16 protein-coding genes and 1 tRNA gene are annotated in these 17,408 nt (G+C 53.3%); 13 read left to right on the top strand and 4 right to left on the bottom strand.

Features of this window, described 5'->3' with window-relative positions:
- Positions 1 to 1,518 (top strand): tetratricopeptide repeat-containing sulfotransferase family protein, encoded by a 1,518-nt coding sequence (locus J6J34_RS00560; RefSeq protein WP_301898294.1) that lies wholly within the window; start codon positions 1 to 3, stop codon positions 1,516 to 1,518.
- A gap of 4 nt (positions 1,519 to 1,522) precedes the next feature.
- On the opposite strand, the gene J6J34_RS00555 is transcribed toward J6J34_RS00560, so the two are convergent.
- The 3 genes from J6J34_RS00555 to rpsT form a co-directional block, all read right to left on the bottom strand.
- Positions 1,523 to 3,136: a tetratricopeptide repeat protein gene (locus J6J34_RS00555; RefSeq protein WP_301774526.1), complete on the bottom strand. Its 1,614-nt coding sequence runs from the start codon at positions 3,134 to 3,136 to the stop codon at positions 1,523 to 1,525.
- Between the two features lie 68 nt (positions 3,137 to 3,204).
- Positions 3,205 to 3,281: transfer RNA gene (locus J6J34_RS00550), tRNA-Arg, on the bottom strand.
- A 78-nt stretch (positions 3,282 to 3,359) separates the two neighbouring features.
- The gene (rpsT, locus tag J6J34_RS00545; RefSeq protein WP_301719762.1) at positions 3,360 to 3,620 is read right to left on the bottom strand and encodes a 30S ribosomal protein S20; all 261 of its coding nucleotides are present in this window, start codon (positions 3,618 to 3,620) and stop codon (positions 3,360 to 3,362) included.
- Between the two features lie 275 nt (positions 3,621 to 3,895).
- Between rpsT and murJ the strand changes: the two genes are divergently transcribed.
- The 6 genes from murJ to ispH all read left to right on the top strand — a co-directional run bounded on the left by murJ (position 3,896) and on the right by ispH (position 11,327).
- Positions 3,896 to 5,437: a murein biosynthesis integral membrane protein MurJ gene (murJ, locus tag J6J34_RS00540; protein ID WP_301898293.1), complete on the top strand. Its 1,542-nt coding sequence runs from the start codon at positions 3,896 to 3,898 to the stop codon at positions 5,435 to 5,437.
- Between the two features lie 119 nt (positions 5,438 to 5,556).
- Positions 5,557 to 6,495 carry a bifunctional riboflavin kinase/FAD synthetase gene (gene ribF / locus J6J34_RS00535; RefSeq protein WP_301898292.1) on the top strand — a complete coding sequence of 313 codons (939 nt, stop codon included), beginning with the start codon at positions 5,557 to 5,559 and terminating at the stop codon, positions 6,493 to 6,495.
- A gap of 51 nt (positions 6,496 to 6,546) precedes the next feature.
- The gene (ileS, locus tag J6J34_RS00530) at positions 6,547 to 9,399 is read left to right on the top strand and encodes an isoleucine--tRNA ligase (protein ID WP_301898291.1); all 2,853 of its coding nucleotides are present in this window, start codon (positions 6,547 to 6,549) and stop codon (positions 9,397 to 9,399) included.
- Complete coding sequence (gene lspA, locus J6J34_RS00525; protein ID WP_301719767.1) at positions 9,392 to 9,904, top strand: signal peptidase II; 513 nt, start codon at positions 9,392 to 9,394, stop codon at positions 9,902 to 9,904. The genes ileS and lspA overlap by 8 nt, the downstream gene beginning before the upstream one ends.
- The gene (gene fkpB / locus J6J34_RS00520; protein WP_418055170.1) at positions 9,904 to 10,338 is read left to right on the top strand and encodes an FKBP-type peptidyl-prolyl cis-trans isomerase; all 435 of its coding nucleotides are present in this window, start codon (positions 9,904 to 9,906) and stop codon (positions 10,336 to 10,338) included. The genes lspA and fkpB overlap by 1 nt, the downstream gene beginning before the upstream one ends.
- A gap of 47 nt (positions 10,339 to 10,385) precedes the next feature.
- On the top strand, positions 10,386 to 11,327 hold the full coding sequence (ispH, locus tag J6J34_RS00515) for a 4-hydroxy-3-methylbut-2-enyl diphosphate reductase (RefSeq protein WP_301719769.1): 942 nt from the start codon (positions 10,386 to 10,388) through the stop codon (positions 11,325 to 11,327).
- A 12-nt stretch (positions 11,328 to 11,339) separates the two neighbouring features.
- On the opposite strand, the gene J6J34_RS00510 is transcribed toward ispH, so the two are convergent.
- Positions 11,340 to 11,726, bottom strand: coding sequence for a type IV pilin protein (locus tag J6J34_RS00510; RefSeq protein ID WP_301898290.1), 387 nt, complete (start codon positions 11,724 to 11,726; stop codon positions 11,340 to 11,342).
- 104 nt (positions 11,727 to 11,830) lie between these two features.
- Between J6J34_RS00510 and J6J34_RS00505 the strand changes: the two genes are divergently transcribed.
- The 6 genes from J6J34_RS00505 to ccmB all read left to right on the top strand — a co-directional run bounded on the left by J6J34_RS00505 (position 11,831) and on the right by ccmB (position 17,408).
- The gene (locus J6J34_RS00505; protein WP_301898289.1) at positions 11,831 to 12,373 is read left to right on the top strand and encodes a GspH/FimT family pseudopilin; all 543 of its coding nucleotides are present in this window, start codon (positions 11,831 to 11,833) and stop codon (positions 12,371 to 12,373) included.
- Positions 12,367 to 12,984: a PilW family protein gene (locus tag J6J34_RS00500; RefSeq protein WP_301719772.1), complete on the top strand. Its 618-nt coding sequence runs from the start codon at positions 12,367 to 12,369 to the stop codon at positions 12,982 to 12,984. Before J6J34_RS00505 ends, J6J34_RS00500 begins: the two co-directional genes overlap by 7 nt.
- Positions 12,974 to 14,101: a pilus assembly PilX N-terminal domain-containing protein gene (locus tag J6J34_RS00495; protein WP_301719773.1), complete on the top strand. Its 1,128-nt coding sequence runs from the start codon at positions 12,974 to 12,976 to the stop codon at positions 14,099 to 14,101. The genes J6J34_RS00500 and J6J34_RS00495 overlap by 11 nt, the downstream gene beginning before the upstream one ends.
- A complete protein-coding gene (locus J6J34_RS00490) occupies positions 14,085 to 16,034 on the top strand; it encodes a prepilin-type N-terminal cleavage/methylation domain-containing protein (protein WP_301719774.1) in 1,950 nt (649 codons plus the stop codon). Before J6J34_RS00495 ends, J6J34_RS00490 begins: the two co-directional genes overlap by 17 nt.
- A gap of 70 nt (positions 16,035 to 16,104) precedes the next feature.
- Positions 16,105 to 16,728, top strand: coding sequence for a cytochrome c biogenesis heme-transporting ATPase CcmA (ccmA, locus tag J6J34_RS00485; protein ID WP_301898288.1), 624 nt, complete (start codon positions 16,105 to 16,107; stop codon positions 16,726 to 16,728).
- Positions 16,725 to 17,408: a heme exporter protein CcmB gene (gene ccmB / locus J6J34_RS00480; RefSeq protein WP_301898287.1), complete on the top strand. Its 684-nt coding sequence runs from the start codon at positions 16,725 to 16,727 to the stop codon at positions 17,406 to 17,408. Before ccmA ends, ccmB begins: the two co-directional genes overlap by 4 nt.

Below are 17,408 nucleotides of genomic sequence, written 5' to 3'. Positions count from 1 at the left end.
GTGAACCCCGCAGTTGCCCGCCAGTTTGATGCGCTCTGTCAGCGGCTTGCTGCGTCTCCGCAGCGGCTGGAGTTGTTGGACGAAGCTGCCGCATTAGCGGTACAGCAGGGCGATCAGGCGCGGGCGGCAACGCTTTACCTTGATTATATCGCGCACCACCAGCGCCATGCGGGTGCGCAGTTTAATTGCGGTTATTATTGCCGCGCTGCGGGTCTGTATCCGCAAGCTATTGCTCACTACCAGCGGGCATTGGAGCTGGGGATTAGCCAGCCGGAAGAGGTGTACACCAATATTGGTGTGATCTACAACGAAGGCTTACTGCAGAACGACAATGCCATCGCAGCCTTTCAGGAAGCCCTGCGCATCGCGCCTGGCTACGTGCCGGCACTTTATAATCTCGCCAATTGCTATGAACAAAACGGTGACAAAAAACAGGCGGCACACTATTTTTCCAGGGTCATTCATTATGCCCCAAATTTTGCCATGGCCTACGTGCGTCTTGCGGACGTGCATAGGGCAGAGACCAGCGCTGATCCCCTCATTGCTAAGTTGCAACAGTTGGTGACCACCCAGCGGGTGCCGTTAAACGAGCGTATTGATGCGGCTTATGCGCTGGGCAAGTTGTGCAACGATTGTGGCGCTTACGCTGAGGCGTGGCAGTATTATCAACAAGCGAATCAATGGAACGCGACCACCATGCCCGCCTGGGATGAGACCCGGCAGCGAGCGTTGCTGCAGAGTTTGCAGGTTGAATTCAACCTGCCGTTACCGCGCGCTACCGTCGATGCAGACGCGGCCCAGCAACCGGTCTTTGTTTGCGGTATGTTCCGCTCGGGCTCAACTTTGCTTGAGCAAATGCTGGGCGGTCATAGTGCGATAAGTAGCGGTGGCGAGTTAGAATTTTTCCCGCGCTTGTGGCAGCGGATTCAGGCGCAGGGCGATGGCGGCCTGAGGGACTACCTCGCGCAGCAACGTGATCAGGACTTTGTCTCGCTGGGACGTGACTACCTTGCCTTTGTGAGGGAACGATTAGGCGATGTTCGCTATTTTACCGATAAGCGTCCTGACAGTATCTGGTTGCTTGGTTTAATTAAGCGTGCTTTGCCGCAGGCAAAATTTATCGTCACCCGTCGCCACCCCCTGGATAATGCCTTATCGGTGTACTTTACCCGATTGGGTTCTTCGATGGCGTATGCCAACCGGTTCGAGGATATCCTGTGCTATATAGAGCTTGAGAACGATCTGTTACGACACTGGCAGCAGGTACTCGGCGATGATTTACAGGTGGTCAATTACGATCAATTGGTCGCAGCCCCACAGCAGCAGCTGGAGCCGGTGCTTGCCGAGCTTGGTTTAGACTGGCAGGAGAGTTGTCTGGACTTTCACCGGCGTAACAATAGCGTTCGTACGGCCAGTGTGTGGCAGGTGCGGCAGCCGCTTTATCAAAGCTCGTCAGGACGTTGGCGCAACTACGCCGACTTTCTGCCAGAGTTGCCAGAGCTGCCGAAGCAGCCTTAGACGGTTACCAGGCCGGGGAAATATCGCAGGGCGCGGTCATGCGCACACCTTCTCCCTGAAACGGCACAGTGCCGTGGAAGAAGTAGCTGGGAAAGAACACGCAATAGCCCACCTGCGGACAGACTGCATGCTGAGGAATTTCCGTACCGGGCAATTCCAACCCGGAGTCACCAAATTTGATCCAACCCGCGCGGCTGTCGTCATCGGCGCGAACCTGCGCGGGTAGTTGAATATAGGTGCAGCAAGAGACCCAGCCTTCGGGGTGAACATGATTGGAGTGAAAGCCATTTTCGCTAAGTCGCACGGACCAGGCCCCGGTGAAGCGCACACCGTTAGTTTTGCGCCGTAACAGCGGGTGCCGGGCATCGTCAGGTAGCTTGGCCAGATAGGTTTTGGCTGCGTGCTCCAGCATGGTTTTGAATTCGCCAATAACTGGTGCCTGCTGGGCCAGTAAGTTACCCACGGTCTGGGTGCCATTACGCACGCTTTGATCCAGCGGCTGTTGTTGGGTTTTATGCAAGCCCTGTAAGGTATCAGCAAGTTCAGCCATGAAGGCTTCGCGGCTCGGATAATGGGCCGGTGGCTCAAGCGCAATGATTTGGACGAAATCATTGTAGTTGTTCAGTTGCTCCGCCTCAGGATCGCCCAGAGCATGCAAGCAAAGCGCCTTATACGCCAGCATTTCCTGGCTGTCAGGGTGCATTTTCTCAACGGCAAGGTACTGAGCTAGCGCTGCCTTAAAGTCACCACTACGTAGCAATGAGGTGCCATAATCAATGCGATGGCGCAGTACGTCGGGCTGTAGTTCGACTGCGCGCTGATAGCAGCGCAAAGCTTCGTCACTACGCTGCAAACGGCATAAGGCCGAACCACGCAGATGAAAAAATTCCGCACCGTCAGGAAATTTGCTTAACGTTTGTTCGCAGGCCTGCTCACAGTCTTCAGGGCGTCCGGCCATCAGCAAGTGAGCACACAAACTATGATGCAAGGGTCTGGAATCGGGATGCTGGGCAAGTGCATCCTGCAGCGAGGTCAGAAACTTATCGTCAGGGCCATGCTCCCAATACAGTTTATTCAAAGCAATGTGGGCATCAATGTACTCAGGTAGCTGGCGGACCAGGTTTTGCAAAATCGCTTCGGTCTGCTGGTGCTCATCCATGTCATAGTAGACACAGGCCAACAGGTAGTCGATCAGCGGTGATGGCTCAGGCAGCGCCTGCCGTGCGGTTAATAACGCCTTTAGCGCGCGCTCAGTCAGCCCCATGGAACGGTAAAGCTTGGCGACCAGGAAGTAGGCGTCCGGGTTTTGCGATTGTTGGCCAAGGAGAATCTGACAGTGTTTCTGGGCAAGGTCAAACTGGCCGTTTTCGGTATAGAGGCTAATCAGGGTTTTACGCGAAGGATGATGCAGCGGCTGATACTTAAGGGCATTGTTGAGGTGTGTGGCCGCGGCTTTTACCTGATGCTGATTTTGCAGGCTAAGTGCCAGTAAATGCAGGACGTCAGAGTGCTTGCCGTTATAGCGTAAAAGCTTGCGGCAGTGGTGCTCCGCGTCACTAAAATGACCTGTTTGGAATGCCTTTCCTGCTTGTTGGTAGAGCTGCTGTAAGTCACTCATAAACTGCTTTGTTTAATTGTTATGCAGTTTTTTTAACAGAGTGTAGGAAAGTTAGCAAGTTTTGGTAATGGCGTCCCCGGCAGGAGTCGAACCTGCGACCTGCCCCTTAGGAGGGGGCTGCTCTATCCAGCTGAGCTACGGAGACGTAAAAAGTAGGGACGTAAAAAAACCGGCAACGAGGCCGGTTTTTTCAAAATAGGGTGTTCGATTCCGGGAAGGAATCTTACAACGCGTTGATTTTCGCGTTTAAGCGGCTCTTATGACGAGCAGCTTTATTCTTGCCGATAAGGCCTTTAGTTGCGTAACGGTCAAGAATCGGTTGAAGGCCAGTAAATGCCTGCTGGGCAGCGGCTTTATCGCCTGCTTCAATCGCAACAATTACTTTCTTCAACTGGGTACGCATCATTGAGCGACGGCTCGCGTTGTGGCGACGGTTCTTTTCCGCTTGTACCGCACGCTTTTTAGCAGACTTAATGTTAGCCAAGGTGAACTCCTAAAATTCGTTATCTGTGTGCATTGGTTTAATAGGGCGGGGAATATGCCTGTTTTTGGAATCAAAGTCAAGCCTGAATCGCGTTAGAATTGACCTGTACCTGCCAGTGGCCAGTAAACACAGCCAGAGCAGTCCTAACCAGTTACTTACGCATTTGGCTATATTCGATCGTGCCAAAATCATTTATTATCACCCAAACAATCGCTAGCAATTATACCGAATTCTGGTAAAAAAGTGCGCGAAAAAACAACAAAAACGGGGTTATTTTGTCCAAGTCACTGATGAAATCGGGGATTATTGTCAGCGCTATGACCTTCATCTCGCGGGTGATGGGGTTGGTGCGGGATATTGTGATCGCCAATTTGATGGGGGCAGGGGCGGCCGCTGACGTTTTCTTCTTCGCCAATAAAATTCCGAATTTTTTACGCCGTTTGTTCGCAGAAGGCGCATTTGCGCAGGCCTTCGTACCGGTCTTGAGCGAGTATCGGCAGGGCAAAAGTATTGACGAGCAGCGGTTACTGATCGCGCGGGTCTCGGGCACTTTAGGAACCTTGGTGACCCTGGTGACCTTAGTCGGGGTAATAGCTTCACCCGTAGTGGCCGCGCTATTTGGTACCGGCTGGTTTCTGGATTGGTATTATGACGGCCCGCAGGGGCATAAATTCGTGCTGGCCTCGGATCTGCTGCGCATAACCTTCCCTTACCTGTGGTTTATCACCTTTACCGCATTGGCCGGCTCGATCCTCAATACTCTGGGCAAGTTCGCCGTTGCGGCCTTTACCCCGGTATTTTTAAATATTTCGATTATTGTGTTTGCGCTGTGGCTGGGTCCACAGTTAGAGAATCCGGAGTATGCACTGGCCTGGGGTGTCTTTACCGGTGGTGCCGTACAGTTTCTGTTTCAGATCCCCTTTTTGAAACGCGCCGGACTGCTGGTCAGGCCGCGCTGGGGATGGCGGGATCCCGGCGTAACCCGCATCCGCAAGTTAATGATTCCCGCGTTGTTTGGGGTTTCGGTGAGTCAGATCAACCTGCTGCTGGATACCTTTATCGCATCCTTTTTAATGTCCGGCTCAATCAGCTGGCTGTATTATTCTGACCGTCTGCTCGAGTTCCCACTGGGGCTCTTTGGCATTGCCATCGCGACGGTCATTTTACCGGCCTTGTCATCGCGGCACTCGGATAAGTCGGCGGATGAATTCAGCCGTACGCTGGACTGGGGAATTCGTAAAGTTGTGTTACTCGGCTTGCCGGCCATGGCGGGTCTGATTGTGCTGGCTGAGCCCATGCTAATGGTGCTGTTCATGCGCGGCGAGTTTTCACCTGAAGACGCAAGGTTCGCGTCCTATAGTCTGTATGCTTACGGTTCAGGCTTACTTAGCTTTATGTTGGTGAAAGTACTGGCCACTGGTTTTTATTCGCGGCAGGACACCAGACGGCCGGTGAAGTACGGCATCATTGCCATGGCTCTGAATATGGTCTTCAACGTCATCTTCGCTATTCCTTATGGTTACGTAGGGCTGGCGATTGCGACGTCCTTATCGGCCGCGGTCAATGCTGGCCTACTTGGCTACAACCTGTGGCGGGACGGGGTACTGCAGCGTTATCCGGGCACCTTTACCTATCTGGGCAGGGTGGCGCTGGCGGTGGCGGTGATGATTGCGCTACTGCTGTACCTGTTGCCGGGTCGTGACTGGTGGCTGAGTGCAGAGTTTATGACCCGGGTCTGGCAGTTAGCCATGTTGATCGGTTCGGGGGGCTTGCTCTACCTGGTCAGTTTGTTGGTGTTGCGCGTGAAGATTCGCTAATCGCTCCGGCTTGCTAGCAAATGCAGGTCGCCTCTCTGGTGGCGGCGTGCCGAGCCTGCTATAATCGCGGCTTTCTTGAACACATTTGGTCGCCGTACCTGATACAAACCTCGAGTCTTATGCAATTAATTCGTGGCATCCACAACATTTCTCGCGAGCAACGCGGTTGCGTGCTGACCATCGGTAACTTTGATGGCGTGCATTTAGGCCATCAGGCGGTGCTGGCGCAGGTAAAACAACAAGCACTGGCACGAGGCGTAGCGGCTGCAGTGATGACGTTTGAACCGCAGCCACAAGAGCTGTTTCAGCCCGAGCAGGCTCCCGCGCGGCTGACTAACTTTCGGGAAAAACACCTGGCTTTACGTGCACAGGTGCTGGACCAACATATCGTGATTGAGTTTAACCGGAAGTTTGCCAGCCTGCCGGCAAGGGAATTTATCGAGCAGGTGCTGGTCGCACAACTGGGCGTTGAGTTTCTGGTGGTCGGCGATGATTTTCGTTTTGGCCGGGGCCGCGAGGGCGACTTTGCCCTGTTGCAAAAAGCAGGTGCGGAACTTGGTTTTGAAGTGGTCGATACCCATAGTTATCGGCAGCAGCAGCGCCGCGTGAGCAGCACAGCGATTCGGCAGGCGCTCAGTGAAGGTGATTTTGCCGATGCGGCGGCCATGCTGGGTCGCCCTTATGAGTTTCACGGGCGGGTGGTGCATGGCGAGAAAAAAGGCCGCACCATTGGTTTTCCGACTGCGAATATTCAGTTAAAACGGCTGCGCTCTCCGCTGCAGGGAGTTTTTGCCGTGACTGTTGCAACAAAGGATGGCATAGAGCACCCAGGTGTTGCTAACATTGGGCGCAGACCGACACTAAATGGTGAGCAGGTGCAACTCGAAGTACACCTGTTCGACTTCGCTGGTGACTTGTACGGCCAGCAGTTAAAAGTAACACCGACGCGCTTTATTCGGGCGGAGCAAAAGTTCAGTGATTTTGCTGAGCTGAAGGCGCAAATCGCCTGCGACGCAGAAAACGCCAGAGGCCAGGTTACTGCACAGACGAAATCCTAACCAGAGAATGATGTATCGGGCCAACAGGGCCCAGCAAAAGGAACCGACGAAATGACCGACTACAAACACACGCTGAACTTGCCGGAAACTGAGTTTCCTATGCGTGGTAACCTCGCGCAACGCGAGCCGCAAATGCTGCAACAGTGGTATGCCGATGATCTTTACGGCAAAATTCGAAGTGCGAAAGCGGGTCAGCCGGTCTTTATTCTGCACGATGGCCCTCCTTACGCCAACGGTCAGATCCACATCGGCCATGCGGTCAACAAAATTCTGAAAGACGTCATCGTAAAAGCGAAAACCCTGGGTGGTTTCGATGCGCCTTATGTGCCGGGCTGGGACTGTCACGGTTTGCCTATCGAGCTGCAAGTGGAGAAAAAACACGGCAAGCCGGGCAAGAAACTGTCGATTGCCGAATTTCGTGAAAAGTGTCGTACCTACGCCATGGGCCAGGTGGAACAGCAACGGGAAGATTTTAAGCGGTTGGGCGTGTTTGGTGACTGGGACAACCCCTATCTGACCATGAATCCAAAGCAGGAAGCGGACAGCATCCGGGCGCTGGGTAAAATTATTGCCAACGGCCATATGCAACAGGGCTTTAAGCCGGTGCATTGGTGTACGGACTGCGGTTCAGCGCTGGCTGAAGCAGAAGTTGAATATCAGGATAAACACTCGCCAGCGATTGATGTCAGTTTCGCTGCGGTCAATCAACAGCAACTGGTTGATGTTTTTAACCACCCTGAGGGTCACGCCGGTGAAGGCGAAGTGAGTGTGGTGATCTGGACCACGACGCCCTGGACTATTCCGGCAAACCGCGCGATCTCTCTGCATCCGTCATTGGATTATGCACTGGTGCAGGTGGAAGCCTCGGAAGAGCGTCCGGCGCAACGTTTTGTCATGGCCGATGACCTGGTCACGGCGGCGATGGCGCGCTGGGGCATTGATGACTATCACAAGCTTGGTTTTGCCAAAGGCGAAACCCTGGAAAACATGAAGGTTCATCACCCGCTGTACAGTGACATTCAGGTGCCGCTAATCCTTGGTGAACACGTGACCACAGAATCCGGTACCGGTTGTGTGCACACGGCCCCTGGCCACGGTGTGGACGACTTTTTGGTCGGCCAACGGTACGGTATTGAAGTGTACAACCCGGTTGCGGATAACGGCGTCTACAAAGACGACACCCCGTTGTTTGCCGGACAGCACGTGATGAAAGCGAATCCGAACATTGTGGATGCGCTATTGGCCGCTGGCCGTTTAGTGCATCACGAAGCCTACAATCACTCCTACCCGCATTGCTGGCGCCACAAGACGCCTATTATTTTCCGTGCTACACCGCAGTGGTTTATCAGCATGGACAAGCAGGGCTTGCGCAGTAAAGCACTGGATCAGATCAAGCGTGTGCGCTGGGTACCCGCGTGGGGGCAGAGCCGGATCGAAAGTATGGTGGAAGGTCGCCCGGACTGGTGTATTTCCCGCCAGCGTACCTGGGGCAACCCGATTGCCGTCTTTGTCCGTCGTGATAACGATGAGCTGCACCCACGTACCCTGGAATTACTGGAGCAGGTGGCCCAGCGCGTTGAGAAAGACGGCGTGCAGGCCTGGTTTGATTTAGAGCCTGAAGAGTTACTTGGCGATGAGGCTAAAGACTACCGCAAGGTCACCGATACTCTTGATGTCTGGTTTGATTCAGGCGTTACCCATGAAGCCGTGTTGAACCAGACACCTGGCCTGCAGTGGCCGGCGGATTTGTATCTGGAAGGTTCTGATCAGCATCGTGGCTGGTTCCAGTCCTCGCTACTTACCGGCGTGGCGATGTACCAGGAAGCCCCTTATAAACAGGTATTGACGCATGGTTTTACCGTGGATGGTCAGGGCCGGAAAATGTCGAAGTCGATCGGCAACGTGGTGGCGCCACAGGAAGTTATGAACAAGCTTGGTGGCGATATTCTGCGGCTATGGGTTGCGGCGACGGATTACTCGGGCGAAATGACCGTCTCTGATGAAATTCTGAAACGCTCAGCAGATAGCTACCGTCGGATCCGCAACACCGCGCGCTTCTTATTAGCCAACCTGAATGATTTTGATCCGACCCAGCATGCGGTGCCAGAGCCAGACATGGTGGCGATGGATCGCTGGATTGTTGCGCGTGCGGTTGAGCTGCAGGAAGAGCTGCTACGTGACTATGACGACTACCAGTTCCACATCGTGGTGCAAAAACTCATGCACTTCTGCTCGATTGAGCTGGGTAGTTTCTATCTGGATGTGATCAAAGACCGTCAGTACACCGCGAAACGTAACAGTGTCGCACAGCGCTCATGTCAGACCGCCTTGTACCATATTGCTGAACTGCTGGTGCGCTGGTTAGCGCCGATCTGCAGCTTTACTGCCCAGGAGATCTGGACGGCATTGCCAGCGCACAATGGTGCCGGCGAGAAGCGCAGTGAGTATGTGTTTACCGAAGCCTGGTATCGTGATGCCGCGGAGATCAAAGTCAGTGCCGTGGACAATGCCTTCTGGCAACAGTTACTGGAAGTTCGCGATGCAGTCAATCGCGCGCTCGAACAAGCCCGTCGCGACGATGTCATCGGTGGCTCGTTGCAGGCCACAGTGACCCTGTATGCTAAGCCTGAGCTTGCCGCGCAATTGCAGCGTCTGGATGAAGAGTTACGCTTTGTGCTGTTGACTTCAGCAGCCGTCGTGGAGGCGGTAGATACAGCACCGGAAGATGCCACGGCAACAGAGGTTGCTGGTCTGTCGGTAAAAGTTACGAAAACCAGCTATGAAAAATGTGAACGCTGCTGGCACCATCGTCCAGAGGTCGGCACTATTGCCGAGCATCCGGGGCTATGTCAGCGCTGTGTAACCAATGTCGACGGAGCTGGTGAGGAGCGCCATTTTGCCTAAGCAAAAAGCCGATTTTAAAAAGCGTATTAGCGGACTGCAGTTTTTGTGGTTATCGCTGGCGTTAATTATCATTGATCAGGTGACCAAGCAGTGGGTGATCCGCGTTTTCGATCTCTACGAAAGCGTGGCCATTATGCCGTACCTGAACTTCACCTATGTTCAGAACTTTGGCGCAGCCTTTAGCTTCCTAAGCGATCAGGGTGGCTGGCAACGCTGGTTGTTTACCCTGTTAGCCATTGCAGTGAGTGCTATCTTACTGATTTGGTTACGGCGGAATCCCGCCAATTTGTGGCGTCAGAACCTCGCTTTTTCACTGATTTTGGCCGGTGCCGTGGGTAATGTCATCGATCGCCTGGTCTACGGCTATGTGATCGACTTTATTGATGTCTACATCGACAACTGGCACTGGCCGGCATTTAATGTGGCCGATATGGCCATTACCATTGGTGCGGTGCTGATGTTACTCGAAGCATTCTTTGAACAACGTCAGGAGCAGCAGGGATGATCAGTCGTCTTCCTATCGAGCATGGCCGTGAGGTGGTGTTGCACTTTACCATTAAGCTCGCAGATGAGTCCGTGGCCGATAGCACCAAAATGTCCAATAAGCCGGCCAAGTTCCGGATGGGCGATGGCTCGCTGACGGAAAATTTTGAAAGTTGTCTGGTCGGTTTAAAAGCTGGCGATGCGCGCGAGTTTGAACTGGCGCCGGAAGATGCATTTGGCATGCCCAATAAAGACAACTACTATCAGGTAGAGACGCAAAAGTTTGCGGAGCGGCCTGAGGAAGGTCAAATCTTTACCTTTCCGCAACCCGATGGCACTGAATTGCCGGGCATAGTTCGTTCCATTAACGAACAGTTTGTGACCATAGATTTTAACCATCCTCTGGCTGGACAGCGGGTACGTTTCGCCGTTGAAATTATTGAAGTTAATCCGTAATCGCCAATGTTTATTGATGAGCGGTTGTGCGGGCTTTTGGAGTATTTATGCAGATTTTGCTAGCCAATCCGCGTGGTTTTTGCGCGGGCGTTGACCGTGCGATCACTATTGTTGAGCGCGCGCTGGAAATTTTTGAGCCGCCGATTTATGTGCGCCACGAAGTGGTTCACAATAAGTACGTGGTGGACTCGCTGCGTGACGCTGGCGCTGTATTTGTCGATGAGCTCGAAGAAGTACCGGACGACAGTATTGTGATTTTCTCTGCTCATGGCGTGTCTCAGGCGGTGCGTCAGGAAGCCAAAAATCGCGGACTGAAAGTTTTTGATGCCACCTGTCCGTTAGTGACCAAAGTGCATATGGAAGTCACCCGGGCCAGTCGCAAAGGTCATGAATGTGTGTTGATTGGCCACGCTGGGCACCCGGAAGTGGAAGGCACCATGGGGCAATATGCCAATGCAGAGGGTGGCATTTATCTGGTCGAGTCGGTGGCCGACGTCGCTAAACTGGAAGTGAAAAATCCACAGCAGCTGCATTACATGAGCCAGACCACTTTGTCCGTCGACGACACTGCGGATGTCATTGATGCCTTGCGGGAAAAGTTCCCTGAGGTTCAGGGGCCACGCAAGGATGATATATGTTACGCCACTCAGAATCGTCAGGACGCCGTGCGCGAGCTTGCCGCGGAAGTCGATCTGCTGCTGGTGGTAGGTGCCCGCAATAGCTCGAACTCCAATCGCTTACGTGAGCTATCAGAAAAAATGGGCACGCGGGCATTTTTAATTGATGATGCCAGCTGCATTGATCCTGCCTGGCTCGAAGGTGTTGAGCGGGTTGGGGTAACCGCGGGGGCTTCAGCGCCGGAAGTGTTGGTGAAAAACGTCATTGGGCAGTTGCAGCAATGGGGCGGCGACACGGTCAGTGAACGCAGTGGTCGCGAAGAGAACATCACCTTTTCTATTCCACCGGAATTACGGGTGGTTGAACTATAGTTGCCAGCGAGCTTAGCGCTGCCAGCAGGCGGCGGGTGTTTTCTGGTCGTTTTGATTAATGGAAATGGTCGTGCAGCCGGTGTCATTGGTCTGGCTGCCCGTCGCGGTCGCCGTCAGCGTATAGGTCTCAGCACCAATATTAGTTGCCGAAAACGTATAATAATCACTGCTTACGCCGGTACCTAAAGTAGCGACATCGGCGTAGGTAGTATTCTTCAATCGATACTCTTCTTCTGCCATCTGCAATGTCAGCAACTGTGCCATGGCATCCGCACGACGAGCTTCACGAACGTAATTTACATAGTTCGGGTAGGCAACCGCCGCGATGATGCCGATAATGACGATAACGATCATTACTTCGATCAGAGTCATACCGCGCTGGTTAGATTTCGCTTGCATTTGTTTGCCTTGTCGTCAAAGATGATTTTTTAAACTACACTCTAGTTACTATTAACCTTAATAGATACGCTATTTTTGGCAAATACGCAATGCGCAGACAGCTTATGAAGTTTTCAGTAATTCCACGCCGTGGTTTTACCTTGCTTGAATTGTTGGTCACCTTGTTGATCCTTTCGATTATTCTCGGGGCCGGCGTACCTATGATGTTAGGTCTGGCCAAATCGATGCGCTTGCAAGGCGCTGCTCAGGATACCTATGCGTTATTACAGTACGCCCGCTCGGACGCATTGCGAACCACAGAGGATCGCTTTGTGGTCTGGGACGAGAACGCAACACAGTGGTGCGCAGCGGTTGCGACCACCAATGACTGTGATTGCCTGACCGAAGATTGCAGCATCAATGGGGTGTTAAGGCAAATCAATAGTAGCGACTATACTAATGTCGATGCTAATGCAGTTTTTGCCGCGGGCGACTATACTCGTTTTGACGGTATGCGCGGTCTTGCCGAGGGGCACGCAGGTACTGCCCGCTATCAGTTGATGGACGATGCGACAGTGGAAGCCGAAGTTCGGGTGGTGGTCAGCGTACTTGGCCGTATCCGTTATTGTAAGCAGTCCGGTGAGATTGGGGATTATCCAGCATGTTAAAGCGGCAGCAGAAGGGCTTATCCATCGTTGAGTTGATGATCACCATTTCCCTGGGATTATTACTGATGGCGGCGTTGACAGCGGTATTCGCAAATACCCTGGGCGTGAACGCCCGCAGTTTAAAGTTAAGTCAGCTGCAGGAAGAGGCCACTGCCATTATGGACTTAATGGTTGGGGACCTGCGCCGCACCGGCTATCGCGGGGATGCGGCGGCCCTCATCTATGACCCGACGAATGCCAGCGTTGCCTTTAACGATACTATTGTGATTGGCAATTTCGCCGGTGAAGAGCTCAATAGTTGCATTTTATTCAGTTACGATGCGGATGGCGATGGGGTTCATGACGGTGCTTCGGAAGCTTTCGGCTATCGCGTCGTTGCAGGGCGAATACAGCGTCGGCAAAGCTCAGCGGGCTGCACAGCGACAGGCTGGCAGAACCTGACCACCAACGAAATGATTGAGGTCACGGATCTCGATTTTACCTTGACCGAGCAGATGTTCAGCTTGGTCAATGAGCAACAGGTCACTGTGGTATTGCAGGTTGCGATGCCAGAAGATAATGATATTAATCGTGTTTTAGCAACAGAAGTGGTGATTCGAAATGCGTTTTAAGCAACTGCCACATCACCCGCAAGGGTTCGCTACGGTAACACTGACGGTGTTGCTGTTGGCCATTATTATTCTGGTGACTTTGTATACTGCTAAGTTTAAAGCGCAGGAACAGCGCATTATGCGCAACCACATGGCGTTGATGGAAGCTCGCACTGTCGCTGACGCAGCGCTTGAGCAAACCATCATGGAAATCGATAAAGATCGTAATAACCTTGACCGTACTATTAACAGCAGTATTGGCGGCGCAAACTATACCGCCACCATCACCAACGTAAACTATCCGAATACACCTCGCGGTAATGTAGATGTGGTCCAGGTGCAGGTCGTGGCTAATTCTGCCGATGGCTCAGCTACTCAGCGGGCAGCGATCGAGTTGATCGCCATGTCTTTGATTCGTAGTGGTCCCACTGTTCCTCTAGCGATTCGCGGTGGCGTGAACGTGTCGGGTAGTTTCCAGATAGCAGCCAACCCGAATGGCGGCGGCGATGGCGTGCCTTTATCGATTTGGAGTAAGGATGATGTGGATATCAACGGTAACGGTACCACCTGTGGGCAGTGGGAGTTTGACAACGGTGTGTGTGAGTCACAGACATTGAGTGAGCGTGGTGATCACGGTATCGATATCCTCGACGCTGATCCGGCATTTCCCGATGACCTGTTGGATTATTTATTTGGCGTGCCGGAGGAAAACTGGGAAGACTTGCGGGCGATGGCCAATCACGAATTTGATAACTGCAATTCGCTAAGCCCAAATACCACCGGCCTCATCTGGATCAATGGTGACTGTGACACACCCAATGGCGATATTGGCAGACCCGACGCACCAGCACTGATTATTGTGCACGATGGCGACTTTAAAATGAATGGGAGCGTCACCCTGTATGGCATGGTGTTTCAGTTCGTCACCCCGGGCCAGGCATCACCACCGCAGTACGAGATTACTCTTAATGGTGGAGCCTTTGTTGAGGGCTCCATTCTGGCAAGCCAAGACCCTAAACTGTCCAATGGTAACCTGACCATCCGTTACAGTTCAGAAGTACTCCAAAGCATGGAGACGAATGAAGAGTTTCGGCGCGTGTACCGAGTAGGAGGTAGTTGGCATGATTTTAAAACATAAAGCACGAGGCTTCACTTTTGTTGAAGTGCTGGTTGCGTTAGTCATTATCGCAATAGGTGTGGCGGGCTTGGTTAGTCTGCAACGGATGTTTATTCAGTCATCGACCCGCGCGACCGAGCGTACCGCAGCCATGGAAATGGCGCAGGAGAAAATAGAAGAACTGCGCTTTACTCGCTTCAGCTCGCTGGCGGCGGGTACTGACACCGAACAGCGTGCAGGCAAGACCTATAACCTGGCCTGGACGGCGACCGATCAGTATCTGGTTTCCGGAACATGGGTGACTGCAAGTCATCCAAGTGCTCCTACCCCGCTACCCGCAGAGCCGGACGCAAAAGAAGTCTTAGTCACGGTCGGCTGGACCGAGCGTGCAGGTGGTAATGAGTCGCTTACTCTGGACGCATGGTTTACCAGTGTGGAAGGGCGTGATGGCGGTCTGGCAGTGACGCAGCCGAGTCCACAACAGCGGCCAAGTGTCACCTATAACCCAGGTGCAGCACCGGAAGTTATCGCTGTGCGGCTGACTGAAGATGACAGTGCGCAAGAGTATCAGGTCAAAGAAACCACCAAGCCGACGCCGCAGGTTGAGCGTCGAGGTGATCGCTTGCAAGTGACTTTTAATACGGTGACCTATGATGAGGCGACGCAAACCCAGCGCATTGAAGATTTTGTCACAGTCAGCTGTGCCTGTCGGTTTGCAGGCGTGGGCGATACCGGCAAAACACCGGCGCGCCTGATTCTTGAGGGCGACTACTTAGTTCTTGATCCAAATGGTGTGCAGCCGACCACCAAAATGGTGGGGGTACCAGCAGATACCAACCAGCCCGAACTGTGCAGCTTGTGTTGTCGCGATCATCACGACAGCAATGAAATGTACCAGGCGGGCAACGTTTACCGGCAGGAAAATGGTTTCCTTCGTTTACCGAGTGGCGATCATCGGCACTTTACCAATTCCGGCGGCGTATTGGTTCAGGCCGGACTTGACGATGTCTATGAAGAGTCCTGCCGCATGCGTCGTGTAGATGGTTATTATGTCACTTACCCGGATTGGAATATCAAGGCAGTAAGCGTCATGAGTTCGCAGTATCTGGTCAACTCTGCGACCAGTTCCAACTACACGAATTATGTCCGTGCAGTGATTAAAGCGCTGGTATTAGGACAGTCGTTGCCGGCGCAGCCGGCTGATCGCGATATTGAGGTAGTGCCCGGCGCTTATCAGATGATTGGCCGCGCCATTTACCTCGATCAGATGACATCTGCTCACCAGACCGCAATTCAAACCGCCATTCAGAACGGTGAATCCGACTGGTTAGCCAAAGTTCCTTTTTATGAAGTGAACCTGACCTTGTTGGGGGAATGGCAGTCATCGGATCCCGGCGTCGCGACCGTCACCAGTGAGCCTATCGAGACCATTGTCGACCCCGAGAACAACTATTACGGCACCTACAGCCGCGGGCGCCTGCAGACGGTCAGCGGCGGCACGACCACAGTCGATATTGACGTCGCCGCGGGCAATGCCAGTATCTTAGGTAATGGCGCTATACACACCGACGACAGCGGTATCAACTACACCAGCGCGCTTGCTGCGACCGTGATCGCGCAGACGGATGACAATGTCGAGCTCTACTCGATTACCGGCGAAATTAACTGCCTGTTTTATAAAGTCAAAGGGAATAGTGCGAGTTGGGAAGCCTGTAAATCAAATGACTTCCGCGATGTGGTCGTGAACTCCTCCGAACCGAATGTGACCTGTTCGTTATCGACCATTGGCAACACCAATACCACCGGCTATTCCTGCGAAGGTATTCGCGCTGGCACCAGCCTGACGATTTCATTTGGCAGTACTCAGCCAAACACAACCTTTGAGCCGTCAAGTTTCACAGTGCAGTCGATTAGCGCCAACGTGACACAAAACACGGAAATGCGCATAAACTGATCCTTCAGCGGTTAAGTTATGCTACTATCGGGGCAATTTAACGTTGCCTCGGTAGTCGTACTTATTCATCATGTCGACCCTCTTAACAGCTAAACAACTGTCCTCCCAACGCGCCGGCCGTGCGCTATTCTCGGATCTTTCGTTCACCGTGCAGCGTGGTGATGTGCTGCACATCGAAGGCGTCAATGGCGCCGGCAAATCCACATTGCTACGCGCCTTAGTCGGTCTGGTTCAGTTGCAGTCAGGACAAATTGAATTCTTTCCCGATGCTGCTGACGACCATGACTGGCGCAACCAGTTGTTGTTTATGGGGCACAAGGCCGGCATCAAGGCCGAACTCACCGCAATTGAAAATCTCACTCTGCAAGCCAAGCTGTGCGGATGCGCCATAGATGACGCCTGGCAGCTACTTGCCACGGTTGGCTTATTAGGGCTTGAAGACGTGCCGGCAGGGCAGTTATCGGCAGGCCAGCAGCGACGCATTGCATTGACCCGGCTATGGTATTCCAATGTGCCTTTATGGATTCTGGACGAGCCTTTTACGGCGCTCGACACCGATGGTATTGAACTGCTGCAACAGCGCTTTGCCGAACATACGGCGGCAGGAGGTGCCATCATCATGACCTCGCACCAGCTCTTAACCTGGACCCCGACACGGCTACAACGCTTGCGCATTACTGGCGGTGACGCATGAACGATACCTCCAACTGGGCAGCTTTTACTGCGGTCATGCGCCGTGACCTGATGGTGGTCATGCGCCGCCGCAGTGATGTGCTGAATCCACTGTTATTTATTCTTATGGTGGTGAGCTTATTCCCGCTGGCTGTGGGGCCCGGTCCGGATATATTGGGGCGTATCGCCGCCGGTGTGATTTGGGTCGCCGCTTTGTTATCAGCGCTGCTGGGTTCAGAGCGTTTGTTTCGCGATGACTTTCTCGATGGCACGCTGGAGCAGTTAACGCTGCTACCCCAACCATTACCGCTGCTGGCAGGAGCAAAAATCGTGGTGCATTGGCTGCTGAGCGGCTTGCCGCTGGTGATCCTCGCGCCTCTTTGTGCCTTATTACTGAAGCTACCTGCTGAAGGATGGCTGACGCTGATGGCGACCTTGGTGGTCGGCACACCAATCCTTAGCGCGGTGACGGCAATTGGCGCAGCGCTAACCGTGAGCCTTGGCCGCGGGGGCGCGCTCCTGAGCTTGCTGCTGCTGCCGTTATTCATTCCGTTACTGATTTTCGCAACGGGTGCGGTAGAGGCGGCGCTAATGGGTACAGCTGCCTGGCCGCAAGTGTTACTATTAGCAGGCTTAAGTCTATTAACCTTGCTGTTGGCGCCTTTTGCAGTGGCCGCGGCGATACGAGTGAGTGTGAATTAA

The organism is Pseudidiomarina terrestris (assembly GCF_030466405.1).
In the GTDB taxonomy this organism is placed as follows: Bacteria; Pseudomonadota; Gammaproteobacteria; order Enterobacterales; family Alteromonadaceae; genus Pseudidiomarina; species Pseudidiomarina terrestris.
The sequence above is the reverse complement of the archived record's forward strand: the minus strand, read 5'-3'. Positions and strand labels throughout refer to the sequence as shown.

Excerpts from the sequence above, each read along its gene's own strand:
- J6J34_RS00555 (WP_301774526.1), bottom strand. The coding sequence starts at position 3,136 with ATGAGTGACTTACAGCAGCTCTACCAACAAGCAGGAAAGGCATTCCAA.
- ribF (WP_301898292.1), top strand. The coding sequence starts at position 5,557 with ATGCAATTAATTCGTGGCATCCACAACATTTCTCGCGAGCAACGCGGT.
- ileS (WP_301898291.1), top strand. The coding sequence starts at position 6,547 with ATGACCGACTACAAACACACGCTGAACTTGCCGGAAACTGAGTTTCCT.
- ispH (WP_301719769.1), top strand. The coding sequence starts at position 10,386 with ATGCAGATTTTGCTAGCCAATCCGCGTGGTTTTTGCGCGGGCGTTGAC.
- J6J34_RS00510 (WP_301898290.1), bottom strand. The coding sequence starts at position 11,726 with ATGCAAGCGAAATCTAACCAGCGCGGTATGACTCTGATCGAAGTAATG.
- J6J34_RS00505 (WP_301898289.1), top strand. The coding sequence starts at position 11,831 with ATGAAGTTTTCAGTAATTCCACGCCGTGGTTTTACCTTGCTTGAATTG.
- J6J34_RS00500 (WP_301719772.1), top strand. The coding sequence starts at position 12,367 with ATGTTAAAGCGGCAGCAGAAGGGCTTATCCATCGTTGAGTTGATGATC.
- J6J34_RS00495 (WP_301719773.1), top strand. The coding sequence starts at position 12,974 with ATGCGTTTTAAGCAACTGCCACATCACCCGCAAGGGTTCGCTACGGTA.
- J6J34_RS00490 (WP_301719774.1), top strand. The coding sequence starts at position 14,085 with ATGATTTTAAAACATAAAGCACGAGGCTTCACTTTTGTTGAAGTGCTG.
- ccmA (WP_301898288.1), top strand. The coding sequence starts at position 16,105 with ATGTCGACCCTCTTAACAGCTAAACAACTGTCCTCCCAACGCGCCGGC.
- ccmB (WP_301898287.1), top strand. The coding sequence starts at position 16,725 with ATGAACGATACCTCCAACTGGGCAGCTTTTACTGCGGTCATGCGCCGT.